Origin of the sequence: Bacillus cereus group sp. BceL220 (genome assembly GCF_051776965.1) — a bacterium.
Classification (GTDB): Bacteria; Bacillota; Bacilli; order Bacillales; family Bacillaceae_G; genus Bacillus_A; species Bacillus_A cereus.
In genome coordinates this window covers 1-23,510 of sequence record NZ_JBPWBC010000024.1, presented here as the reverse complement: position 1 = coordinate 23,510, position 23,510 = coordinate 1, and the positions used below count along the sequence as shown (strand labels likewise).

Sequence of the window (23,510 nt, the reverse complement as noted above, 5' to 3'; positions counted from 1 at the left end):
ATTGCTCACCACCTTGAGGGTTTGTGAATCTATTAATATCGTACTTTATAATATATGCGATGTGAATCGAATTTTGTCATTAAAAATTTGTCTAAAAATCAACAAATATACTGAAAATTTTAAATAATATCATTATAATAGATAATAGAATACATAGGAGGGGGATGTAAAGTATGAAAGTAGAAACGCTTCCTGTCATTAAAGGAGAAAATAATTTGCCGAATTATGATGAGGCATACGCGAATTTTAACTGGGAAGAGGTTAATAAAAACTTTACTTGGAATGAAACAGGCCGAGTAAATATGGCGTATGAGGCAATTGATAAGCATGCGAAATCCGATCGAAAGAATAAAGTAGCTCTTTATTATCAAGATGGATCGCGAAAAGAGAAATATACGTTTAAGGAAATGAAGGATTTTTCTAATAAAGCAGGGAATGTCCTGAAAAATTATGGCGATGTAGAAAAAGGCGATCGCGTTTTTATTTTTATGCCACGTTCTCCAGAGTTATATTTCGCACTTTTAGGTGCAGTGAAATTAGGAGCAATTGTTGGACCGTTATTTGAAGCATTTATGGAAGGTGCGGTTCGCGATCGTTTAGAAGATAGTGAAGCGAAGGTGTTAATTACAACGCCTGAGTTATTAGAGCGTGTACCATTAAATGATTTACCTGCTTTAAAAACAGTTTTCCTTGTTGGAGATAATGTAGAAGAAGGCGGTAAAACGGTAGCGTTCAATCCTTTATTTGAACAAGCTTCAAAAGAATTACATATTGAATGGTTAGGCCGTGAAGATGGTTTAATTCTTCACTATACGTCTGGTTCTACTGGTAAGCCAAAGGGTGTGCTTCATGCGCAAAATGCAATGGTTCAGCACTATCAAACGGCGAAATGGGTATTAGATTTAAAAGAAGATGACGTATATTGGTGCACAGCTGACCCGGGCTGGGTAACGGGAACTGCTTACGGTATTTTCGCACCGTGGTTAGTTGGAGCGTCAAATGTTATTTTAGGTGGACGCTTTAGTCCAGAAGCTTGGTATGAAGCACTGCAAGATTACGGTGTGACGGTTTGGTACAGCGCACCAACAGCGTTCCGTATGTTAATGGGAGCTGGACAAGACGCAATTAAAAAATACGACTTATCACAAGTTCGTCACGTATTAAGCGTTGGTGAGCCGTTAAATCCAGAAGTAATTCGCTGGGGTATGAATGCATTTGGACTTCGTATTCATGATACGTGGTGGATGACAGAAACAGGCGGACAAGTTATTTGTAACTACCCTTGTATGGAAATTCGCCCAGGCTCAATGGGTAAACCAATTCCAGGTGTGAAAGCAGCGATTGTTGATAATGAAGGAAATGAAGTTCCTCCATACACAATGGGTAACTTAGCAATTGCGAAAGGTTGGCCATCTATGATGCGTGCAATCTGGAATAACCAGAAAAAGTATGAATCTTATTTCATGCCGGGAGATTGGTACGTATCAGGTGACTCTGCCTATATGGATGAAGATGGATACTTCTGGTTCCAAGGACGTATTGACGATGTAATTATGACGTCAGGTGAGCGCGTTGGTCCGTTTGAAGTAGAAAGTAAATTAATCGAGCATGCTGCTGTTGCAGAAGCAGGTGTAATTGGTATTCCTGATCCAGTGCGTGGTGAAATTATTAAAGCATTTATCGCACTTCGAGCAGGATACGAACCATCTGATGAATTAAAAGAAGAAATTCGTCAATTTGTAAAGAAAGGCCTAGCAGCTCATGCAGCGCCAAGGCAAATTGAATTTAGAGATAAATTACCGAAAACGAGAAGTGGTAAAATTATGCGCCGCGTATTAAAAGCGTGGGAATTAAACTTACCAACAGGTGACTTATCAACGATGGAAGATTAAGAGAGGAAGGTCTGAACGAAAAATGTTCAGACCTTTTTTTATGTTATTATTAACTTATATATATAAGTTAAAGGGGGGAGTATGATGAAAACAGAAAAAGAAAAGATGATACTAGGAGAAATGTACATACCGGCTGATCCAGTTTTAGTACAAGAAAGAGAGCAAGCACGTATATTAACGAGAAAATTAAATGATACGCCAGAAGAGCAATTAAAAGAGCGTAGCGAAATCGTAAAAGAATTATTTGGAACGACAGGAGATAATATTCATCTTGAATCTTCTTTTAGATGTGATTACGGTTATAACATTCACGTTGGCGAAAATTTTTACGCGAACTTTGACTGTACAATTTTAGACGTATGCCCGGTAACAATCGGAGTGAACTGTATGTTAGCTCCAGGTGTTCACATTTATACAGCAACACACCCGCTTGATCCAGTAGAGCGCATAAGCGGATCAGAATACGGAAAACCAGTTACAATTGGCGATAACGTATGGATTGGCGGAAGAGCAATTATTAATCCAGGTGTAACAATTGGAGACAATGCGGTGATCGCATCTGGTGCTGTCGTAACGAGAGATGTATCTAATAATGTAGTAGTTGGCGGGAATCCCGCAAAGATTATAAAAAAATTAAAATAATATTTGAACGAAGTGTCTTCCTCGTCTGTATACATTTGTGAAAGAATAGATGAGGGAGGCTTTTTTATGTCTAATAAATTACTTCTTGCTTTTGCTTTAATTGGAATTATAGTTGTATTTTCTTGTGGTCTTTTCTTACCGATACCAATTGGATATAGAGTATCAATGCTTACAGCTGGAGCTATAATGGGTGTTCTGTTTTCAATAATTATTCCATTTGATAGAAAACATATAGTACGGAAAAATGGATATAAAATTGATTTTACAAAAACAAAAGTGTATTTTCGCTGGAATGTATTTGATACTATTTCTGTCTGCCTTGCGTTGTATGCATGCATATGTGTGCAAGCGTTAAATATTTTAGTTGCAATGGGATTTACGATTCAAAACCCATATGTGCAATTTTTTACAAATCAATCACAATTGTGGATTTTTATTGCGATTGCATATTTAATTTCCCGTATTTCATTAACGTTAAAAGGAATAAAGGAGATCAAAAATCATGGCGCAGATTGGGATTGAGGAGGAGCTCATGCTTGCGTATCAAAGTGGAGATAAACAAGCGGGAGAAAGACTATATATTTTAATCAAACCAGCGCTATACAAATTTTTATATCGATTTAACCGAGATGAACAATTAAGTATCGATCTTGTGCAAGATACGTTTTTGACGCTAGAGCGTAAGAAACATATGTATGAAATTGAAAAAGGTAAAATAAAAACGTATTTATTTCAAATTGGTTATCGTCTTATGATTAATAAATTAAATAGGAGAAAAAGGTGGCGTACGCTTTTGCCATTTTTAGTGCCGATTCCGGAAAAAGAATTTTCTCACGAAGATCGGCTCACAGTAAGAGAAGCAATTTTGAAAGTTCCAGAAGAGCAAAGAGCGGTCCTAATCCTTTCTTATTATCATGATATGCAGCAAAAAGAAATTGCAGAAATATTAAACATTCCGATTGGAACAGTGAAATCGAGACTTCATAATGGAATAAAGAAATTGAAACAATTGCTGGAGGTGGATGAAATTGAGCGAAAATCCCTTTAAGAGTGAATATAAGTTAAAGCAACATTTAGATAGTGATCATGTAGAAATACCAGACTTTCCAAAAACGGTAAGTCGATTCGATCGATTAATCGGGTTTCTTGGTTCCCCGGCGAAAGATCCTGTGGAGGCGACCATTGGAAATGATTTATCGGTTGTGTTTCATGTATCGTTGTTAGTTGGGGTTCCAATGCTTTCTCTTATTACGATACTCTTTATGGCGTTGTAAAGGATTGGAAAGAAGAGAAATTCCACCTCTATTTGACACGCCTATATAAATGATGGTATAAAGAAAAGTATATGAATAATTGAGCGTGGAAAGGGAGAAGTAGTGATCATTTCCCTGTTTTAGAGAGCTGATGGTCGGTGGAAATCAGCACATAGATGATCGCGAATTACGCCCCTAGAGCATCTTTTTTCGATTGAATTGTATTCAAAAGGGAAAAGACGGTGCTAAGCCGTTATGTAAATAAGGTGGTAGGCTTTTTTGCCTGCAACTAGGGTGGTAACGCGATAATCAAAATCGTCCCTTATTTGAAGGGGCGATTTTTTTATGTTTTCAACTTTCACGCCAGTAATGAACTTAAAGGAGAGTATGTAGGATATGGGTATTTTACAAGATCTTGAATTTCGCGGTCTAATTAATCAGCAAACAGATGCTGAGGGCCTTGAGCAATTATTAGAAAAAGAAAGCGTTAAATTATACTGTGGTTTCGATCCGACAGCAGATAGCTTACACATTGGTCATATGTTACCAGTATTAATGTTACGTCGTTTCCAATTAGCTGGTCACCAACCAATCGCACTTGTTGGCGGTGGTACTGGTATGATCGGTGATCCAAGTGGTAAAAAAGCAGAGCGTACATTAAATACGAAAGATACAGTTGCTTACTACACAGAAAGCATTAAAAACCAACTTTCAAACTTCTTAGAGTTCGAAAACGTGGACAACCCAGCAACGATGGCTAACAACTATGACTGGCTTGGTAACTTAGATGTAATTTCATTCTTACGCGATATCGGTAAAAACTTCGGTTTAAACTATATGTTAGCAAAAGATACAGTAGCATCTCGTTTAGAAACTGGTATTTCATTCACTGAGTTCAGTTACATGATTTTACAATCATATGACTTCTTAAACTTATACCAACACCATAATTGCCGTCTGCAAATCGGTGGTAGTGACCAATGGGGTAACATTACAGCTGGTCTTGAATTAATCCGTAAATCAGAGGAAGATGCGAAAGCATTCGGTTTAACAATTCCACTTGTTACAAAATCTGACGGTACGAAGTTTGGTAAAACAGAAGGCGGAGCAATTTGGTTAGACCCAGAGAAAACAACTCCTTACGAGTTCTACCAATTCTGGATTAACACAGATGACCGCGACGTTGTTAAATACTTAAAATACTTCACATTCTTATCTCATGAAGAAATTCTTGAGCTTGAAAAGCAAGTAGCTGAAGCACCAGAAAAACGTGCAGCACAAAAAGCATTAGGTTCTGAAATGACAAAACTTGTTCACGGCGAAGAAGCATTAGAGCAAGCAATCAAAATTTCAGCTGCACTATTCAGCGGTTCTGTAGCAGAACTAACTGCAAGCGAAATTGAACAAGGATTCAAAGACGTACCATCTGTAGAACGTACTGCAGAAGATACAGTATTAATCGACTTACTTGTAGAAAGCAAAATCTCTCCATCAAAACGTCAAGCACGTGAAGATGTAACGAACGGCGCAATCTACGTAAACGGTGAGCGTACACAAGCGTTAGACTACGTTGTAACAGAAAACGACCGCATCGAAGGTAAATTTACAATCATTCGCCGCGGTAAGAAGAAATATTTCTTAATTCGTTACTAATTAGGAACGAATGTAAAACAAATAAAACCCCGAATTGTAAACTGAAAAGTTTATGATTCGGGGTTTTTTATGTATGGATTTAAAACGTCGGATCTTTTCTTTTAAATAGAATATAAAGAATTAATATGAACATATAAAGTAAACTCACTAGCATAACGATAAATGCTGTTGGATAAAATTTTGCTGCATATATAAAGAAATCGATTTGATAAATATCTTCGTAATTTGAAACGGTGCCTTTGAAGTAATTCGTAAACTTAGCGCTATATTTCCATTCATCAGGATCATCTATTAAATTACTTCCCTGATACCAATTAATAAGCGCGGAAGTAATAAACAACATACATGCACTGCCTAACTGAACCATTTGGTTTATCGTCAAAATGAATCAACCTCCTGTTTTATGGTTATTATAGCGTGCATTCATATACTTGTAACCGTTTTGTTGTAATCTCCTTTTCGAGTTCATACGGAAATCACATGTAAGCGGTATGATAAATGTATAACAACTAGAAAGGAGTGGTAAAACGAAATGTCACTAGAAGCGCTAATTATTTTTTCTTTGCTAAATGCGGGTCAGCTTGCAGAGAATTCGAAGGTGGATGTACATAAAGAGCAGAAAGATGCTTATGTATATGTTCAGAAAGAGGAAAATAAATAATTTTATTTTATATATAAACGAAAAAAGCCAATCCACAGGATTGGCTTTTTGTCATTAACGAGAGTAGAACTCTACGATTAATGCTTCGTTGATTTCAGCTGGTAACTCAGCACGCTCAGCGTGACGAGTGTAAGTAGCTTCTAATTTGTCAGCATCGAAAGTTAAGTATTCTGGTACGAAGTTGTTAACTTCGATCGCTTCTTTAACAACAACAAGGCTGTTAGATTTTTCGCGAACGCTGATAGTTTGACCAGGTTTTACACGGTAAGATGGGATATCTACGCGAGCGCCATCAACCATGATGTGACCGTGGTTTACTAATTGGCGAGCTGCACGACGAGTGCGAGCTAAGCCCATACGGTAAACTAAGTTGTCAAGACGAGCTTCAAGAAGGATCATGAAGTTTTCGCCGTGCTTACCAGGCATTTTACCTGCTTGGTCAAATGTGCGACGGAATTGACGCTCAGTCATGCCGTACATGTGACGAAGTTTTTGTTTCTCTTGTAATTGTAAACCGTATTCTGAAAGTTTCTTACGTTGGTTAGGACCGTGAGGACCTGGTGCGTAAGGGCGTTTTTCTAATTCTTTTCCTGTGCCGCTTAGAGAGATTCCAAGACGACGAGACAGTTTCCAAGCTGGACCTGTATAACGAGCCATAGTTGACTCCTCCTTTAAAAATGTTTTTATTTACGTAAAATAAAAACAGACGTAATCGATATTTACGGGCATTTTGTTTTCATGTACCTTCGCTCCAGCAGCAGGGAGTTACGAGATACACCTCCGTAGAGGAACAAAATACAAACGATAAACTCACATTACAAGGCTGCCTTTTTATTTTACACAAACGCTATTATATCTTTTACCCAGAGTTTCGTCAAGCGAGTACGTTTTTGTTTTATGCATATAAATTTTGGGAATTAATATAAGAAGGAATTTAAAACAATATAAAAGAAGAGATAGAAACACAAATAAAACGCTTACATAAAATGTAGTAAAAACGTTCATCAGTTTTTTACTGGTGAATATGCGGTAATAAAAACATAAAGGGGATGTTTTTATGAAAAAGAAGCATATGGAGACAGCGTTAATTCATCACGGTTATACACCTGAGGAACATAAAGGAAGTTTAACACCACCTTTATTTCAAACCTCTACGTTTACATTTGAGACTGCGCAGCAAGGAGAGGCGAGTTTTGCGGGAGTGGATCCATCTTATATTTACTCAAGGCTTGGAAATCCGACTGTGAAATTATTTGAAGAACGTATGGCGGTGTTAGAAGGAGGAGAAGAAGCACTTGCCTTCGGATCTGGTATGGCAGCTATTTCAGCAACTTTAATCGGTTTTTTAAAGGCTGGAGATCATATTATTTGTTCAAATGGATTATATGGGTGTACGTACGGTTTTTTAGAAGTGTTAGAAGAAAAATTTATGATTACGCATTCGTTTTGTGAGATGGAGACAGAGGTTGATATTGAAAATAAAATTCGTCCAAATACAAAGCTTATTTTCGTTGAAACACCGATTAATCCGACAATGAAATTAATCGATTTAAAACAAGTTATTCAGGTTGCGAAGCAAAATGGTTTACTTGTCATTGTTGATAATACGTTTTGTTCACCTTATTTACAAAGACCGCTTGAGCTTGGCTGTGACGCTGTTGTGCATAGTGCGACAAAATATATTGGTGGTCATGGCGACGTTGTGGCGGGTGTAACGATTTGTAAAACGAAAGCGTTAGCTGAAAAAATTCGTCCGATGCGAAAAGATATCGGCGGCATTATGGCGCCGTTTGATGCGTGGTTATTATTACGCGGGTTAAAGACGTTAGCGGTAAGAATGGATCGTCATTGTGATAATGCAGAAAAAATTGTATCGTTCTTAAGAAAACATGATGCGGTAGAAAGTGTTTGGTATCCAGAAGGGGAGTTAGCATCTCGTCAAATGAAGCGCGGGGGCGGTGTTATTTCTTTTTCAGTAAAAGGCGGAAAAGAAGAGACGCAAGCATTTATTAATGACCTCCACTTTATTACAATTGCGGTGAGTTTAGGAGATACAGAAACGTTAATTCAGCATCCAGCAACGATGACGCACGCTGCGATTCCAGCTGAACTAAGAAAAGAAATGGGCATTTTCGATAATTTAATACGCTTATCGGTTGGTTTAGAATCTTGGGAGGATATCGTTTCTGATTTAGAGCAAGCATTAAAGAAAATATCTACTGTTAATCAATAAAAAAAGAGTGAGCTATCGGTTTTGTACAGGACGTACTAAATCGATAACTCGCTCTTTTCTTTTTACATATGTTTTAGGAGTGTTTCCACAAACTTTTCTAAATAGCGCTGATCTACTTCATCAAAACGATTTTTTTCAGGACTATCAATGTCAAGTACACCAATGACAGCTCCTTCTTTCACAATCGGTACAACGATTTCTGAATTAGAAGCACTATCGCAAGCGATGTGACCTGGGAATTGGTGAACGTCCGCTACAAGCTGCGTTGTTTTTGTTTCAGCTGCTACGCCGCAAACGCCTCGTCCAAATGGAATGCGTACGCAAGCAGGCATTCCTTGGAACGGTCCAAGGACAAGCTGATTTCCTTCTGTTACATAAAAGCCAACCCAATTAACGCGATCTAAAAATTGGTTTAATAATGCGGACGCATTTGATAAGTTTGCGACTACGTTTGATTCGCCAGTTAATAACGCATCCAGTTGTTTAATTACTGTCTCATATTGCTGCACGCGAGATCCTGCATAACTTTCTTTAGTAAACATGGAAACAGCTCCTTTTTTATCGAGATGTGTAAAATATTAGCAAAATACGATGTATTTCACATGACTTTGTCGATAGAAAATTAAAGGAATTTGTCTTAAAAGTCAAGAAATTTAAACTATAGCTGTTCATTGAGAGGAAGTGAGCGCATGAAGCAGACGAAACAAAAAGTAATTGATGCGGCAATATCGTTGTTTAATACGAAAGGTTATGATGGAACGTCGGTGCGAGACATTGCAAAGCGAGCGGATGTGAATGTAGCGAATATTTCATATTATTTTGCTGGGAAGCAAGGTTTATTAGAACAGCTTATTACTGATTTTTTAGAAGGGTATATTCATGTGATTGAAATTTCGTTTGAACAGAGAGAATATTTGTCGGCTAAAGATGTGATGGTGCAAATGGTGCGTGGGATGTTACGATATCAATTTGAAAATAGAGAACTAACACGTTTCTTCTACCGAGAGCTTTCACTTGATACGACATTAATTCGTGAAGTGATGACCGTTTATTTTTCTAAAGAAAGATATTATATAGAGCAAATTATTAGACAAGGACAAATGAAACAAGAATTTCAGAAAGTATCATTTACAATGTTTATGACGCAATTAAAAGGTATGATAAATATGCCGTTTTTATATCCACAATATATATCAGAAGTACTGCATTCTTTCCCGTCTGAGACATTTTTCATAGAAATGTACACGAAAGAGATTGAGCAATGGATGGAACAAGCATTATGTAAAGCGAATATGTACCATGAATGGCCAAGAGCTGTTCATATGTGAAGAATCCCCACCTAACGAACTGAGGTGGGGATTTTTATGTTTACTTTTCTTTGCCATAAATTGTTACATAATAGCGCGATAATTGTTAATGCAGCTCCAGCGATTTCAATTTTATCGACTGTATAACCTCGAAACATAGAACCGATCAGGGCAAGGATAGGAACTAAATTCATAAATAATATGCCGTTAATAGATGAAATATAGCGATTGCCCATATTCCAGCAAAATACAGCGATAACTCCTGCGATAATCGACATATAAAGGAGCTCAAAACGAACGCTCACAACTGTACGCAGTGAAGGCATAGTAACTATATTTGTGTACGTTAAGAAAGTAACAATAACGATGAGTGAAATTGAGCCAAATAAACAAGTTAATGTCGTATATCGAAGTGGTGACCAAGATTGAAAACGAGCACCCCCGTTTGTATAAATGACCCAGCAAGTAACACCGCATAGCATTAATATATTTGTCGATAAGTGACTTGCAGCTCCAAATAATAAGTGAATATTTCCTTTTGAAATGACAAGCATAACACCGAGTAATGCAACGAACATACAAAGAAATGTGTAGTTTTGAGGGCGACGATTTTTCGTTATCCATTGCAGTGATAAGGCGATTAGAGGCATAAGGGACTGAATCATAGCTGCATGAATTGCTCCAGAAGGCCCGGCAAGTTGTTGTCCGTAGAAAACGAGAAAACCATATCCTGCGAAACCGACTGTCCCGTAAAAGAACAGAGAAAGTGTTCTTTTTTCTAAGCGGAGTGAAGTCTTCCCTTCAGTAATTAATAGCAAAATAAGAAAAATAATAGCTGCTGATCCATAGCGAATCGTTGTGAAGAAGAACGGATCGATAAATTGCAGGGCATTTGCCATTACAGGAAACATAAATCCCCAGGCAGTTACGGCGAGTAAGCATAGAAAGGATCCGAGTAGCATTTGTTTTTTGTTCAAGAGTATCTTTCCCCTTTACATTTCGTTATAGTAAGTTGATGAAATAAGTATAAAGAGTAATTGTTTATAGGAGGAAATATCGATTTCTTATAACGGTTATAACTTTTTGTTAGAGGTGTGTACGATGGATTTGGAGGCAGTACGATCGTTTATCGAAGTGAAGCATACGCGAAGTTTATCAAAGGCAAGTAAGATTTTACATATATCTCAACCAGCGCTTAGTAAGCAAATTCAAAAGTTAGAAGCGGATTTAGGGGTTACTTTACTTAAGCGTTCTGCGCAAGGAGTGGAGTTAACGGAGGCAGGAGAGTTATTTATAAAAAGAATGCTACCGATTTTGGAACAAATAAATGAAGTGAAAACAGAAATGAGGAGGTATCAAGAGAACCGAAAGTTTTCAATTGGTATACTACCGAGTTTAGCAGAGCATTACATATTAGAGTGTAAAGATGTATTAGGTGATGAGTTCGAAGTAGAGTGGCAAATCGGACATACGGAAGTATTAAGAGATTTATTTAAAGCGCGGGAGATTGACGCGATGTTCATCGATTCAGTAGTAGAAGGTGCTACGTATATAAAAGAAGTGCAACAAGAGAAAATTGTTTGTGCCATTTCAAATAATCATCCGTATAAAGAGAAGAAAGTCATTCAAATAGAAGAGCTGCAAAATGAAAAATTAATTGTATATCCAGAAATATGCGATGTAAGGAAAATGATTATGAACATGTTTCATGAGATAGGTGTAAAACCAACTATAGCTGTGGAAACATCTTACGCAGAACCGATGCTTGCAATGGTAAAAGCTGGCCTTGGCATCACGTTACTTCCAGAAAGGGCAGTAGAGCAGTCTGTAAGGCAGGGAAATGTACATGGAATTTCTGTTGAACCACCACTCATGCGGAAAATTTATTTCGTATCTCATACGAAAGATTGTTTGTTATTACAATCATTTGAGGATAGGTAGTGAGGTAGGCGGAATATTGAGAAAGATTACAATCGCATTGAAAGAAACATGAAATTTTAAAAAAAACTAGGTCAAAAACAAGCCATTACATGGTATGATTAGTACATTGTTAGTTGTTAAATATAGGGGAATTCCCTTTTTATACATAATGCCTTCCATTTTATAAACGGAACGGACAAAAAAAGAGATATAACTAGGAGGCTTTTTTGCATGGATTCTATCCTGACGATCGTTATCATTGTAGTAAGCTCTATTCTAGTGCTGCTCATGATAGAGCTTGTGATAAGAAATCGTTCATATAAAGATATTGAAGCACTGGAGCAGTGGAAACAAGAGATAAAAGATAAACCTGTGGCAGATGAACTAAAACGGGTAAAAGATTTAAACATGACGGGTCAAACAGAAGAACTGTTTGGTAAATGGCGTGAAGAATGGGATGAAATTGTATCAACAACCCTTCCGAAAGCTGACAAAGATTTAGCGCAAGCGCGAAAATTCGCCTCGCAATTCTCCTTCCGAAAAGCAAAGCATGCGATGAACGAATCCATAAGTGGTTTAGATGACGCTGATAATCGTATTACAGGTGTTTTAAATGAATTACAGCAATTGTTAGAAAGCCATGAGAAAAATAGCTCGGAAATTGAAGGGTTACGTGATACATATCGTAGTATGAAAAAGAGTGTTCTTGCTCATAGACATATGTATGGAGCAGCAGAGCAGAAAATCGAAGAGATGCTAGACGCTGAATCTAATAAATTTAAAAGCTTTGAAGAAGCAACAGATAATGGTGACTACTTAAAAGCGAGAGAAATTGTTATTAGTTTAGAAGAAGGTTTAGCAAGTTTAGAAATCATTATTCACCAAATTCCAGATTTATTAGTAGAGTGTCAAGCGACGCTACCAGTTCAACTGGAAGATTTATTACAGGGTCATAATGATATGGTAAGACAAGGTTATGTATTAGAGTATTTGGAAATCCCTAAAGAAGTTCGTGATATGACGACACAACTAAACACATGTTTAATGGATATACAGGAGCTTCATATAACAGAAGCGGCTGAAAAAGTGGAAGACTTAAAAACTCGTTTAGATGGTTTCTATGATCAACTTGAGCAAGAGGTGCATGCGAGACATTATGTGGAGCAAAAAACACTTTCTGTTTATGAAGACTTAGAAGAAATACGTATCGAAACGATTGAAACGAAAACAGAAACACAACTTGTGAAACAAAGCTATCAATTGCAAGATAAGGATATTGAATCTCAAAAAGTAATTGAAAAGCAAATGCACATTTTAACGAAACGTTTTGAAATGCTACAATTACGCGTTGCTGAACAAGATATTGCCTTCTCTATTATTCGTGAGGAACTAGAAGAGGTTTATGAGCAATGTGAAACGTTAAAAGTACTTCATGCAGAATATAAAGAAATGCTGCAAACGATGCGTAAAGAAGAATTTGAAGCGCGTGAGAAGTTACAAGAAATGCGAAATACTATTTTCGAAACGAAACGCTTTATGCAAAAGTCGAATTTGCCAGGTCTTCCAGAGAGTATTATGGAAGATTTAAAAAGAGGGCAAATGGCAATGCAAGCTGTATATGAACAATTAGAAGTGAAGCCGTTAAATATGAACGCTGTAAATAGCAGTTTAGAAGAAGCATACACAACTGTGAACGGTGTAGCTGAAATGACAGAAGAATTAATTGGACAAGCGTATTTAGTTGAAAAATTAATTCAATACGGTAACCGTTACCGCAGTCATGATGAAAGCCTTGCAGAAAGCTTAAATTATGCGGAGAAATTATTCCGTGAATATCAATACGATGCAGCTTTAGAACAAGCCGCTTCTGTACTAGAGCAACTTGAACCTGGTGTTGTTCAAAAAATAGCTGAATATGTAGACAATGAACAAACCCTTTAGGGTTCCCGATACTCTGGAATCTTTTTTGATTTTTAACGAAAGAAAAACATGTAAAATCATAGATTTTAGAAAAATAGCTCTCCATCTAGCTGGTGGAGAGCTATTTTTTTCATATTTTGACAAGCTGCTGTGGGATAAGCACATTTGAACAGACTTCAGCCCTCAAAATCGGACATATAGATAGTCATGTAATTCTTTGGTATCCGCACAGTTCGCTCATGCAGAGCAACAAGGGATTAAAAGAGGAATGGAAGAAGGGAAAATACAACTTATTCGTGGTATGTACAAAAATGAATGCCAATAAAAAATATTGCAAGTGTTACAAAGTTACGTATTGAATAAACGTAAGAAAATTTGTAAACATAAATAAAATAATATAATATCTGTATATGCAAGTGTTATTTGTTAATATCTACCATAATTTTCAGGTGGATATCTCCAACCTAAGCCAATAACCAGTGTTTCCATTTGCGTAGTTATTAACCTTCGTGATGTTTCTGAAACAAGAAGTATTTCATACTACAGGAATCTTATGGAATCAGCAATAACAACAGATACTAAGTGCTGATATAGAAATTCCGAAGTTATGTAACAATGGCATAATAAACAAATTAAAATTTAAAAAGATTCGTTGGTTATTATTACTCCCAGTAAATGAGGGTGAACATTTAACTCAAACTTTGGAGGGCATTGGTATGAATTAAGATTCTGATAAATATGAATAGCATATCGAAATACCCTTGTTGGATACCTGCGCCTTCTCGTGCAGGTATTTTTGTGCTAGTTTCTATCTAGCAAATACATTGTTTTCACTCCTGTCTGATGACCCGCATCCAATAAATACATATTATTAAACTTGAAAAAATCTAAAGTATGAACAATCGATTACTTAGGATACAGGAAATCGACGTTTTTCTTTATCGAAATTGGTTAGTGGGGTTTTGTCGATATCCTTGTACCTCTTATAAGTTATGGTTCTACAAATATTAAGTGTTAAAAGCCTTGATAATAAGGGATAATAAAAATGATTTATTATTCAGAAATATCGTAATTTATTGAATTGTTATTTTTTGTATGTTAACATAATTAAGAGGGATCTGCACGACTTACAATTTAACAGGAATAATTTTTATACACCAAAGGAAATAGGGATATCTATATATATGAACGGTCCCCTTTGATGTATACTTAAATATTTCATTTGGCTACTGTGACTGGAGGGAGAGATATGGAAGGATTAGCTTTACAAATTAAAAATACTCAGATTAATTTTGGAAGTAAAGAGATATTTAATATAAAAGAACTAACAGCTTATCAAAATGATAGAATTGGTATCGTCGGGAAAAATGGCCAGGGAAAAACAACCTTATTAAATGTAATTGCAGGTTTGATTGATCCTGATAATGGCGAAGTTGACCGATTTGTTGATTTCAATTATTTTGAACAAATAGCGGAAGTAAAAGAAGAAATAAATGCTGGCGATCTAAATCCCCAATTACTTAGCCGCTTGAACATACCGAAAAATAGTGTGGCGACACTTAGTGGAGGAGAGCAGTCGAAATTTCGTTTGGTACAGTTGCTTTCTAATTATAAATTGGGGTTACTTTTAGATGAACCAACCACTCACATAGATAAAAAAAGCATCAATATTATGATAGAAGAGTTAAAGTATTACTATGGAACTTTAATATTTGTGAGTCATGATCGTTATTTTATAAACTCTATAGCTACTAAAATATGGGAAGTTGACAATGGAATAATTCGAGAATTCAGTGGAAACTACGATGATTATATTGAACAAAAAGAACATGAGAAATTAGAGTTACAAAGAAAATATCAAAAGGTCACAAAAGAAAAAGAAAGATTAGAGATAGCGGTAGAATCTAAAAGAAATCAGGCAAGAAAAATTTCTAATGTTAGTGAAAAAAACAAACAAAAAAATATTAAACCTAATCGATTAGCTTCTTCAAAACAAAAAGACACTGTTCAAAAGAGTATGTTGAAGACTGTTAAATCAATAGAAAAAAGAATTGATATGTTAGATGAAGTTCATATTAAGAAAGACTCCAAACCAATTTCTTTTCCAATGGTAAAAGGACTTGAAATACACAATCGTTTCCCAATAATGGGCCATAACATTGCTATTACTATCAATGATAATGTTCTTCTTTCTGGATTGAATTTCCAATTCCCTCTTGGAAAGAAGATTGCTATAGTCGGAGACAATGGAACGGGAAAAACAACTTTATTAAATTATATTATTAATAACCAAGAAGGCATAACACTTTCTTCTAAAATTGTATTTAGTACGTATAAGCAAATGGATTATAAACTTTTTGGTAATATAAGTGTATTAGAATACCTTATGAAAATGAGTGAGTATAAAGAAAGTCTTATTCGTGCAATACTTAGTAATTTAGGTTTTGAAGAAACTGAAATCAGAAAACCAATAAGCTCGTTAAGTGGTGGAGAAGCAACCAGAATTTCAATGGCCTGTCTTTTTGCAAAACCGTCTAATGTTCTTATTTTAGACGAACCAACAAATTTTATAGATTTGGCTACAATTGAAGCCTTAGAAAAGTTTTTGAATGGATATAGAGGAACAGTTCTTTTTACTTCTCATGATCACTTTTTTGTAGAAAGAGTCGCTGATCAGATTTGGGAAATGAAAGATAAAACTTTACATCTTATAAAAGAAAAAAAGTAGATAGAAGTTATCAAAAAAGCGTTTCATTAAAGAGATATAAAACTTTAGTGAAACGCTTTTTTCTTAAATTTTATTTCTTATTATTAATTTAAAATAAGATTGTCACTATTGTATTTATTCAGAGCAACCTTTTGTTTCAGAACTCTCCAAACCATATTTCCAACCAGCTCTTCTTCCTCTGATTTAATGCCAAAGAGTCTTATACATGTTATATGTATTAAACTTCGAATAATATTAAAATCGAATAGGTTTTCTTGTTTTAATTTGTTAAAGTAGTTGGATAATTCATATTCCCAAAAAGTAAGTTGATCTTTATTGAATACAATATAGTTAGCAGTTAAATTATAATCTGAAGATGCAGCTAAATCACTATACGTCAAATATTTTTTCCTATTATCTCGATAATTTTTTGCAAAGTCCTTATTAGAGTATCCGTCGTCCATAATTAGGAATTGCTGATAAACTTCTTTAGTATGAATAGATAAGATCTTGAAAATTAGATATATTGCATGGTCAACCTTATCTAGTTTCTCGTTTTCTAAACAGGAGTGTAACAAATCAAGAATAAGGGAGCTATCAGCACAGAAAAAGTCTTCAGCACTAGATATAGTAGATAATCCCCCATATCTTTCGTACTCTGGCTCATACTTTCCAGGACTATAGTCTATGATATCGCCTTTGATGACTCCCTTTGCTAAGTAGTCATCAATCAAGTCATTTTCATACTTAGAACTTGGAGAAAGCCTCACCCTTATGTGATGCCGGTCATCAAAATAACGAATAAAAAAGAATTTACTCACTACTCCATTATCTTTTAATTTATTTATAAATTCGAATAAAAAAGCACCTAAAAAATCGTCATGATGTTCGTGTGGTAAGTATATATTAAAATGATTCCACTTAACTTTTCTTTTTAGATTTAATTCTTCTTTGCTATGATACGGAGATTGAAGGTTTAATTTCTTAGGGTTAATCTTTTGAGATACAAAATTGAAAACAAACTCAGATATATAGTGATTTCCTTCAGAGTCAATTGTGGCTGAGTTTGAAAAATCCATTGATTCTGCTTCAAGGTACATATCCAAATGAGTATCTTTTTTATAAATATCCCATAAAATATCCAAATCATCTTCACAATTAGTATCAATTAATAATCTTAAATCATTAGTTCTAATGAAAAAGGAATCGGGTATCTCATAAATTTTTTTCATATCGTCAAACTTACTGAAAAATTCATCTTTTTGAAGTCCATCTTCCAAATAATTTTTGATCAACCAAGATTGAGGAAATAATTCAAGGCCTTTAAAGTGAACCCTTGGGAAGTAAATGAAGTCTTTTCTTAATTTTTGAATATCAAAAATTAAGGACATTAAATTTGAATAATAATTACTGCTCCAGAATAACAAGTCATTTAAGACATGTGGTGAAAAGTGTTCTATGTTGGATACATTATATTGTTCAAATTTAACAATTTTTTCATTTCCATTCAAACATGAAAAAAATGTTAGTTTATTATCTTGAACTCCTATAAACAAATTTTCTAATGATAGGGATTTATGATTTTCAGCAGTTCCAAATTGAAGATTAAAATTCCCTTCATAACAATCATTCATAATGTTATAGTAATGATGTTCTTTCGGCATATATTTAACGGTAATAATCTCTGTATTAGCTTCTAAATGTTTATTCCTTTCAATATCTTTCACCATTGTAAAATATTCAGGGTTTATATAAGAAAAGCGACCTTCTAAACGACCAAGACCATTGTTACCACCATATGGAGTGAGAGAAAAACTAGTTTTGTCATTTTCTACCCCTAAATGAAAACAAGTTTGAATTGTAGGAGGCATTTCGCCTTCTATCTTCATTTTTTTGAAACACAGTTTGGATATGTCTATCTCTATTGAGTTTAACTTGCTTGCTGTAGAAATAAAGGCTAATAATTGTGTTCTAATTTTGCTCTCCAAATTAGAGGTTTTGCTTTCTAGTGAACGATTATTTTCTCTGACTAATTGATAGTTTTTATAGAATTCGGGAAACTTTACCTTTGCATTTCCATACTTCTCTTTGAAAAAATGTACATCAGCTTGATACCTCTCACTTAATGGCACTCTTATAGCATAAGAGGAAAGAAAATTTATTAAGGGTAAGACTGATTCCTCGATCATTTTCTTATCTAAATCAAGATTAACTACATTTGTTTCGCTATCATAACGAAGATAATGTTTACTAACAATTATCGAAGATAACAATTCTTCCAATTCATTTACAGTATCTAGGTTGAAATCATTTACTGGACAATTTAACCTCTTTATCATATTTTTTGCTTTACTTATTGTATCCTCTGGAAAACTATAGTTTTTCTTTTTAAGGTACCGAATGAGAAGTTCAAAATTCTGAACAAAAGTTAAATTATCAATATCAGTAATTAAATAGCCCCCTTTTACCAACTGCTTCACTACACTTAATAAAATATGATTTGGTAGAGGGATGTTGTTATTTTTCTCCAGTTTTTCTGAAAGTTCTTCAAGGGTTAAGAAGTTTTTCGAATTATCTCGAATGCATTCAATAAGATTATTCACATGAATTTTATTACTACTGAACTTTTTCTTATCATCTGGTGTCCAAGTGTTATATATATAATTAGAGTTTTGATATATAACATTATTATTCCAGCACACCGCTAGTTTATCTAAATTTTCACTTTTCGTATTTGAAATAAACTTATGAATCCATTCTGAATCAATACTTGTATACACTTTGTAATCGTTCTGAATAATCATTTGGTTTTTCGGGTTACTTACTTCAGACATCTCGCATAATTTTACCGAAGAAAACAAACCAAAAGGCGTAGCTCTATATCTAGATCTATTTATGTATTTCCTTTTCGCTATTGTAGCTTTCTGAAGGTTTTCGTTTCTTTGCAGTTGGTCGTATAAACTTCTGGAACCAGTAAAAAGTTTTTTGTCAAGCCAACTATCGTGAATTGATTTGCTAGTTGGCTGATTTACTGTTCTAACTTTTGTGTAAGGTATCATTTTATACATTATATATTCCCCCAAAGAATTAGTTTATAACATTAAATGGATTATAGGTTAACTCTCATAAACGTAATTTCCTTTTTCTACATCACTATGCTCAAGTATGTAATCCAACATACGAGTAAACATAATCTCGTGTTCATCTGCTTCGATATGTCCAACAAACTCAATTGTTTTTATTATTTCTGAAATGTTTTTTCGATTGTTGTTAATATTTATTTCATAGAATCCTTTGAATATTTTAGATAGTGTTTTTTCGAAGAAGTCACTATCATTTAGCTCTATCGTTCCTAGTAAATCAACCCATTTGTTGGTGTAAAAAGAATTTTTTTGTTCAAATGATAAAATTAGGGCATTTACCACAAGTCTAAAGCTCTCATTCCCATAAGGTCTAACTTGACTATATTTCTTGAAGTTTTGAATACAACGCACAAGAAGAGCATCAATTAACTCTAATGAAAATACATACATGCTATTTGTAAATAGAACAAGCTCATAGTGAGTCCAAAACTCAGTATTAACCAAATATTTAAATAATTCACTATTTTCTCCGTTTACATCTTTCCCCACCAATCTACAAATTCTAAAGTTTAGAAGTTCCGTCAAATGTTCTTTTTTTACACCAGTAAAATCTGCCTCTAATTTACTTCTCAAAGAGCGTATTCCTTGAAGGTCTTGTACCCTGTATGCTCGTGATAATTCTTTTAAAAATGAAACTATCTTATCGCTAGCATAGTTGTTATGAATTAGAAAAAACTCATCAGGGGAAATCTGCAACCTATCCATAAATAAAGATAGATTCAGAATACTAGTGTCAGATTGTCCGATAGCAAATCGATGATAAGCTGCTCTAGATACAATACCGTCACAAAGATCCTTTATTTTAATCTTTTTACCTTCTCTTATCTTCTCAATTGTAGGGCCAAACAAGTAATTACCTCCCAAAATGTGTATATTTATATACATTTTACCTTTAAATCAATTCGATTGTCTATCATCAACCTTATAAACAATTTGTTAATTCAAAATAATTCAAAAATTAAATCTGTAAAGAGATAAAAAAAGGGGGATTCAAAATGGGAGGATGGATTGATATTTTATAAGTTATTATAATTTTCAATTTATAGATATGGATAAGTGAGTAGTTATTGTGAATTTTACATAAACAAATGCTTCCGGAGACATAAATATATACATCTCACCACTAAATCAAGATCTATTCGCTATCATCAATCTTGTGAGTGAACTTGTTTTTCGGAAAAAACTAAATATAAATAAGTGAAAGTAAAAAAGGGGGATTCAAAATGGGAGGATGGATTGATGTTTTATATTTTTTACAATATACAATTTATTAATATGGATAAGTGGGTAGTTATTGCGAATTTCATATAAAAATATATAAATAAACACTTCCTTACATGTATATATTTGTATACATCTTGCCGCTAAATCAAGATTTATCCTCTATCATTAATCTTGTAAGCAAACTTGTTTTTCGAGAAAATCTAAACAAAAAGCAAGTGGAAGTAGTAAAAGGAGGATTCAAAACGAATAGATGGATTGATGTTTTAGGTTTTATTGCTACTCTCTTTATTTAAACAAGAATAAAATGGGAGGATTATTATATATATGAAGAATTCTATGATTTTTGGTATTAAGAATAAAAATACCTTTCTGTTGATTTTAATTCTAGTTGTTTCAACGCTTATTGGAACAGTTATTCAATTCGTTAAAGGAGATTTATTTCAAGGAGCACTTGATCATAATTTAAGTAATGTATATAAATATATTTTGGTATTCGGATTATTAATAATGATAGAAGTACTTTTTTACTTTTTTGAATGGGTGTACGAAAATTACTTAATTAGAAATACTTTTGCAAACCAAAAAAGTCTTATTATTAAGAATGTACTTAAAACTAAAGACTTCACAAATATAAAAAAGACAAAAGAAAATAGTTTAAACACGTTAACTAATGTGGTTGACAGCTTAGAGTTTCTATATTACAGAAGTTTTTTTGATGCTATTTACTTATCACTGAGAATAGTATTCGTTACAACATCCTTATTAATTATAAATGTCTATATTGGTTTGGTTGTAATTGCATTCATGTTTTTACCATTATTATTAACTAGAGTATTTAAAGATAAGTTGGCTAATCTGGAGAAAAAATTCCTAAATCAAAAGGGCGATAACCTGAATTTTTTTAAAAACCTACTAGACAATCTAAAGTACGTAAGAGTTTTAAATGCGGATGTTATTTTTCTTAATAAATCAAAAAGAATAATTAATAAAGAAAGGGAGGCTGGGTTAACAACTGAGAATTATAAAGTAACATTAAATGCCCTATATTCGTTACTATCATATGTATCGCATTTCATAATACTGGCTATTTCTACTTTATTAATTATAAAGGGGCATATTACTCCTGGTGTTACTATTACCCTTCTAGGACTGGTAGAGCAATTAAGTATGCCGATTCTATCACTTTCGAGAAGTATTAACAATATAAACAGTACGAAGGAATTGAGAGAGGAAATCAGTTCGATCCTTTGCTCAGAAGTGGATGAAAGAGAAACAATCATTGATTATCAAAATTCAATTTCTACTAAGAAAATATCTTTAAAATTCGATAATACTATTTTCAATTACAAGGATATAGCTTTCCTAAAAAATAAAACACATATCATTACGGGGCAAAGTGGCTTAGGGAAATCTATATTCTTAGAATCAATACTTGGTTTGTTAAAGAATAAAAATGCTGGAGAAATCTGTTATGACCATGACAACCTTAAGATTAATAGTAATCCATTTGAGGACATTATGTATGTTATGACTGACAATAATCTTTTTGATGAATCGCCTATATTTAATATCTTGTTAAGAAATGAATATAGCAAAGAAGAATTCATTTACATGAAGAGGTTTTTATCTGAAGAGAAACTTTTAAGTGAGGATGTAACAAAACTTTCTAGTGGCGAAAAAAGAAGATTGCTTATATTGAGGGGATTAATGTCAAATAGATCAACTTTGATATTTGATGAACCTACATCTAATTTGGATCGCCTTAATAGTCAGATATATTGGGATGAGCTTTTAAATATTAAAGATAAAACTATCATAGTTATTTCTCATAATACGCCTAAAGATATATACGATAGATTTGATATTAAATATGATTTTACAAATTATGTATCTAAGGAGTCTGTCAGTCATGTCTAAAGTGATAACTATAGAAAGAGATACTTTAGAAAAATTCCTTGAAAAATTCGGTATATTCGTTAGTAAAAGTAATTCTAAAATTTATATTATAGACATTTATCCACCATTACCAAAAGAGATACAATCCAATGTCATCGTTAAAGTTAACGGTAAACCACCGGATGTTATTAGTAGTTGGTTAGTCGGTGATAATCTGGTTGAATTCAACAACGGTAGCCAGTGGATACTAACTTTGGAAGACTTAGATTGGAATAAGATAGTTTACAAAAACTTTGCAAGTAATAATTATTTTTTTATACAATGCATCAGTTTTGATATCATTCCAGAAATTGATGAAACTATTTATGAGAAAAATGTAGTTGTAGATTTAAGAATCAATTTTGGTGGAGAACTACATAAAATGATTGATTTCTATAATTGGTTTAATAATATATGCAATAAATATTCTATTAATCATAAATATATACTTGTTTCAAACTCAACTTGCAGCTCTGCAGAGTTATTCACCGATAGATTTAAAAGCGATGAGGATACAACAATTATTGGTAGTAAGACCTACGGGAAGAAGTATATCTATAAACAAATCACCAATCCTAATACAAAAGTTCTTATTCCTATATCGAAAATAGAAACTGAATTTGACATTGATATTAATTTTGATTTCGATTATTACTATCCTATCAAAAGCATATCCAATTTTCGACACTACAAGCCTCCTGAAATATTGATGCTTTAGTTATGAATTGGAACGCCTAAAGGAGGTGAAATACATGAAAAAATGGATCAATCCAAAAATGGACTCTCTATCTATCACGAAGTTTGATAATAAGATTGTGTCAATTGAATCTTCATTATATGCAAGCAGTGGTCACCGTGGAGAGCTTACAAGACCCTAGTTCTTGGTAAGAAATATAACCTGAAAAAAAACCTTAAAGGGAGGTGAAATACATGAAAAAATGGATCAATCCAAAAATGGACTCTCTATCTATCACGAAGTTTGATAATAAGATTGTGTCAATTGAATCTTCATTATATGCA

21 protein-coding genes, 2 pseudogenes and 1 other annotated feature are annotated in these 23,510 nt (G+C 33.9%); of the genes and pseudogenes, 17 read left to right on the top strand and 6 right to left on the bottom strand.

What is annotated here, in order from left to right; genetic code table 11:
- Positions 1-173 precede the first annotated feature (173 nt).
- From acsA to tyrS, 6 genes are all read left to right on the top strand, one after another.
- The gene (gene acsA / locus ACS2FK_RS28710; RefSeq protein ID WP_063548778.1) at positions 174-1,892 is read left to right on the top strand and encodes an acetate--CoA ligase; all 1,719 of its coding nucleotides are present in this window, start codon (positions 174-176) and stop codon (positions 1,890-1,892) included.
- Positions 1,893-1,973: 81 nt separating this feature from the next.
- Positions 1,974-2,534, top strand: coding sequence for a maltose acetyltransferase domain-containing protein (locus ACS2FK_RS28705; RefSeq protein ID WP_003271816.1), 561 nt, complete (start codon positions 1,974-1,976; stop codon positions 2,532-2,534).
- Positions 2,535-2,600: 66 nt separating this feature from the next.
- Positions 2,601-3,056 carry a hypothetical protein gene (locus ACS2FK_RS28700; RefSeq protein WP_000066427.1) on the top strand — a complete coding sequence of 152 codons (456 nt, stop codon included), beginning with the start codon at positions 2,601-2,603 and terminating at the stop codon, positions 3,054-3,056.
- On the top strand, positions 3,037-3,582 hold the full coding sequence (locus ACS2FK_RS28695; protein ID WP_000057196.1) for an RNA polymerase sigma factor: 546 nt from the start codon (positions 3,037-3,039) through the stop codon (positions 3,580-3,582). The genes ACS2FK_RS28700 and ACS2FK_RS28695 overlap by 20 nt, the downstream gene beginning before the upstream one ends.
- Positions 3,563-3,808: a hypothetical protein gene (locus ACS2FK_RS28690; protein ID WP_001293786.1), complete on the top strand. Its 246-nt coding sequence runs from the start codon at positions 3,563-3,565 to the stop codon at positions 3,806-3,808. The genes ACS2FK_RS28695 and ACS2FK_RS28690 overlap by 20 nt, the downstream gene beginning before the upstream one ends.
- Before the next feature lie 77 nt (positions 3,809-3,885).
- Positions 3,886-4,113: a binding site (T-box leader), on the top strand.
- Between the two features lie 70 nt (positions 4,114-4,183).
- Positions 4,184-5,440, top strand: coding sequence for a tyrosine--tRNA ligase (gene tyrS / locus ACS2FK_RS28685; RefSeq protein ID WP_000512081.1), 1,257 nt, complete (start codon positions 4,184-4,186; stop codon positions 5,438-5,440).
- A 79-nt stretch (positions 5,441-5,519) separates the two neighbouring features.
- On the opposite strand, the gene ACS2FK_RS28680 is transcribed toward tyrS, so the two are convergent.
- Entirely contained in the window at positions 5,520-5,822 is a 303-nt protein-coding gene (locus ACS2FK_RS28680) for a YjdJ family protein (RefSeq protein WP_023523185.1), read from the bottom strand.
- 150 nt (positions 5,823-5,972) lie between these two features.
- Between ACS2FK_RS28680 and ACS2FK_RS28675 the strand changes: the two genes are divergently transcribed.
- Positions 5,973-6,101 carry a hypothetical protein gene (locus tag ACS2FK_RS28675; protein WP_000050944.1) on the top strand — a complete coding sequence of 43 codons (129 nt, stop codon included), beginning with the start codon at positions 5,973-5,975 and terminating at the stop codon, positions 6,099-6,101.
- Positions 6,102-6,155: 54 nt separating this feature from the next.
- On the opposite strand, the gene rpsD is transcribed toward ACS2FK_RS28675, so the two are convergent.
- Complete coding sequence (rpsD, locus tag ACS2FK_RS28670) at positions 6,156-6,758, bottom strand: 30S ribosomal protein S4 (RefSeq protein ID WP_000135315.1); 603 nt, start codon at positions 6,756-6,758, stop codon at positions 6,156-6,158.
- 400 nt (positions 6,759-7,158) lie between these two features.
- Between rpsD and megL the strand changes: the two genes are divergently transcribed.
- Positions 7,159-8,334: a methionine gamma-lyase gene (gene megL, locus ACS2FK_RS28665; RefSeq protein ID WP_063548776.1), complete on the top strand. Its 1,176-nt coding sequence runs from the start codon at positions 7,159-7,161 to the stop codon at positions 8,332-8,334.
- Positions 8,335-8,396: 62 nt separating this feature from the next.
- On the opposite strand, the gene ACS2FK_RS28660 is transcribed toward megL, so the two are convergent.
- A complete protein-coding gene (locus ACS2FK_RS28660; RefSeq protein WP_000494340.1) occupies positions 8,397-8,876 on the bottom strand; it encodes a GAF domain-containing protein in 480 nt (159 codons plus the stop codon).
- A 147-nt stretch (positions 8,877-9,023) separates the two neighbouring features.
- Here ACS2FK_RS28660 and refZ point away from each other — a divergent pair, with 147 nt between their 5' ends.
- Positions 9,024-9,662: a forespore capture DNA-binding protein RefZ gene (refZ, locus tag ACS2FK_RS28655; RefSeq protein WP_000814914.1), complete on the top strand. Its 639-nt coding sequence runs from the start codon at positions 9,024-9,026 to the stop codon at positions 9,660-9,662.
- A gap of 11 nt (positions 9,663-9,673) precedes the next feature.
- Here refZ and ACS2FK_RS28650 read toward each other — a convergent pair whose 3' ends face one another.
- The gene (locus tag ACS2FK_RS28650) at positions 9,674-10,618 is read right to left on the bottom strand and encodes a DMT family transporter (protein WP_063548774.1); all 945 of its coding nucleotides are present in this window, start codon (positions 10,616-10,618) and stop codon (positions 9,674-9,676) included.
- 124 nt (positions 10,619-10,742) lie between these two features.
- Between ACS2FK_RS28650 and ACS2FK_RS28645 the strand changes: the two genes are divergently transcribed.
- The 5 genes and pseudogenes from ACS2FK_RS28645 (at position 10,743) to abc-f (ending at position 16,209) form a co-directional block, all read left to right on the top strand.
- The gene (locus tag ACS2FK_RS28645; RefSeq protein WP_023523182.1) at positions 10,743-11,582 is read left to right on the top strand and encodes a LysR family transcriptional regulator; all 840 of its coding nucleotides are present in this window, start codon (positions 10,743-10,745) and stop codon (positions 11,580-11,582) included.
- A gap of 210 nt (positions 11,583-11,792) precedes the next feature.
- A complete protein-coding gene (gene ezrA, locus ACS2FK_RS28640; RefSeq protein ID WP_023523181.1) occupies positions 11,793-13,502 on the top strand; it encodes a septation ring formation regulator EzrA in 1,710 nt (569 codons plus the stop codon).
- Positions 13,503-13,704: 202 nt separating this feature from the next.
- Positions 13,705-13,844 (top strand): annotated as a pseudogene (locus ACS2FK_RS28635) (Rpn family recombination-promoting nuclease/putative transposase); the annotation flags it as partial.
- Positions 13,845-13,978: 134 nt separating this feature from the next.
- Positions 13,979-14,203 (top strand): annotated as a pseudogene (locus ACS2FK_RS28630) (Rpn family recombination-promoting nuclease/putative transposase); the annotation flags it as partial.
- A 527-nt stretch (positions 14,204-14,730) separates the two neighbouring features.
- A complete protein-coding gene (gene abc-f / locus ACS2FK_RS28625; protein ID WP_023523179.1) occupies positions 14,731-16,209 on the top strand; it encodes a ribosomal protection-like ABC-F family protein in 1,479 nt (492 codons plus the stop codon).
- An 83-nt stretch (positions 16,210-16,292) separates the two neighbouring features.
- Here abc-f and ACS2FK_RS28620 read toward each other — a convergent pair whose 3' ends face one another.
- Together ACS2FK_RS28620 and ACS2FK_RS28615 are read right to left on the bottom strand one after the other, a co-directional pair.
- Positions 16,293-19,256 carry a lantibiotic dehydratase gene (locus tag ACS2FK_RS28620; RefSeq protein ID WP_063548772.1) on the bottom strand — a complete coding sequence of 988 codons (2,964 nt, stop codon included), beginning with the start codon at positions 19,254-19,256 and terminating at the stop codon, positions 16,293-16,295.
- A 48-nt stretch (positions 19,257-19,304) separates the two neighbouring features.
- On the bottom strand, positions 19,305-20,180 hold the full coding sequence (locus tag ACS2FK_RS28615) for a transcriptional regulator (protein WP_023523175.1): 876 nt from the start codon (positions 20,178-20,180) through the stop codon (positions 19,305-19,307).
- Between the two features lie 699 nt (positions 20,181-20,879).
- On the opposite strand from ACS2FK_RS28615, the gene ACS2FK_RS28610 reads away from it, so the two are divergent.
- Genes ACS2FK_RS28610 through ACS2FK_RS28600 form a run of 3 tightly spaced genes read left to right on the top strand, consistent with a single transcriptional unit; the run spans position 20,880 to position 23,368 of the window.
- The gene (locus tag ACS2FK_RS28610; RefSeq protein WP_063548770.1) at positions 20,880-22,472 is read left to right on the top strand and encodes an ABC transporter transmembrane domain-containing protein; all 1,593 of its coding nucleotides are present in this window, start codon (positions 20,880-20,882) and stop codon (positions 22,470-22,472) included.
- A complete protein-coding gene (locus tag ACS2FK_RS28605) occupies positions 22,465-23,208 on the top strand; it encodes a S41 family peptidase (protein WP_023523173.1) in 744 nt (247 codons plus the stop codon). Before ACS2FK_RS28610 ends, ACS2FK_RS28605 begins: the two co-directional genes overlap by 8 nt.
- Positions 23,209-23,242: 34 nt before the next feature.
- A complete protein-coding gene (locus tag ACS2FK_RS28600) occupies positions 23,243-23,368 on the top strand; it encodes a hypothetical protein (protein WP_255264700.1) in 126 nt (41 codons plus the stop codon).
- The last annotated feature ends 142 nt before the right edge of the window (positions 23,369-23,510 follow it).

What these genes read in the sequence shown, in the direction of transcription:
- acsA (WP_063548778.1), top strand. Translation starts at nt 174, where the DNA reads ATGAAAGTAGAAACGCTTCCTGTCATTAAAGGAGAAAATAATTTGCCG.
- ACS2FK_RS28705 (WP_003271816.1), top strand. Translation starts at nt 1,974, where the DNA reads ATGATGAAAACAGAAAAAGAAAAGATGATACTAGGAGAAATGTACATA.
- ACS2FK_RS28700 (WP_000066427.1), top strand. Translation starts at nt 2,601, where the DNA reads ATGTCTAATAAATTACTTCTTGCTTTTGCTTTAATTGGAATTATAGTT.
- ACS2FK_RS28695 (WP_000057196.1), top strand. Translation starts at nt 3,037, where the DNA reads ATGGCGCAGATTGGGATTGAGGAGGAGCTCATGCTTGCGTATCAAAGT.
- tyrS (WP_000512081.1), top strand. Translation starts at nt 4,184, where the DNA reads ATGGGTATTTTACAAGATCTTGAATTTCGCGGTCTAATTAATCAGCAA.
- ACS2FK_RS28675 (WP_000050944.1), top strand. Translation starts at nt 5,973, where the DNA reads ATGTCACTAGAAGCGCTAATTATTTTTTCTTTGCTAAATGCGGGTCAG.
- rpsD (WP_000135315.1), bottom strand. Translation starts at nt 6,758, where the DNA reads ATGGCTCGTTATACAGGTCCAGCTTGGAAACTGTCTCGTCGTCTTGGA.
- megL (WP_063548776.1), top strand. Translation starts at nt 7,159, where the DNA reads ATGAAAAAGAAGCATATGGAGACAGCGTTAATTCATCACGGTTATACA.
- ACS2FK_RS28660 (WP_000494340.1), bottom strand. Translation starts at nt 8,876, where the DNA reads ATGTTTACTAAAGAAAGTTATGCAGGATCTCGCGTGCAGCAATATGAG.
- refZ (WP_000814914.1), top strand. Translation starts at nt 9,024, where the DNA reads ATGAAGCAGACGAAACAAAAAGTAATTGATGCGGCAATATCGTTGTTT.
- ACS2FK_RS28645 (WP_023523182.1), top strand. Translation starts at nt 10,743, where the DNA reads ATGGATTTGGAGGCAGTACGATCGTTTATCGAAGTGAAGCATACGCGA.
- ezrA (WP_023523181.1), top strand. Translation starts at nt 11,793, where the DNA reads ATGGATTCTATCCTGACGATCGTTATCATTGTAGTAAGCTCTATTCTA.
- abc-f (WP_023523179.1), top strand. Translation starts at nt 14,731, where the DNA reads ATGGAAGGATTAGCTTTACAAATTAAAAATACTCAGATTAATTTTGGA.
- ACS2FK_RS28620 (WP_063548772.1), bottom strand. Translation starts at nt 19,256, where the DNA reads ATGTATAAAATGATACCTTACACAAAAGTTAGAACAGTAAATCAGCCA.
- ACS2FK_RS28610 (WP_063548770.1), top strand. Translation starts at nt 20,880, where the DNA reads ATGAAGAATTCTATGATTTTTGGTATTAAGAATAAAAATACCTTTCTG.
- ACS2FK_RS28605 (WP_023523173.1), top strand. Translation starts at nt 22,465, where the DNA reads ATGTCTAAAGTGATAACTATAGAAAGAGATACTTTAGAAAAATTCCTT.
- ACS2FK_RS28600 (WP_255264700.1), top strand. Translation starts at nt 23,243, where the DNA reads ATGAAAAAATGGATCAATCCAAAAATGGACTCTCTATCTATCACGAAG.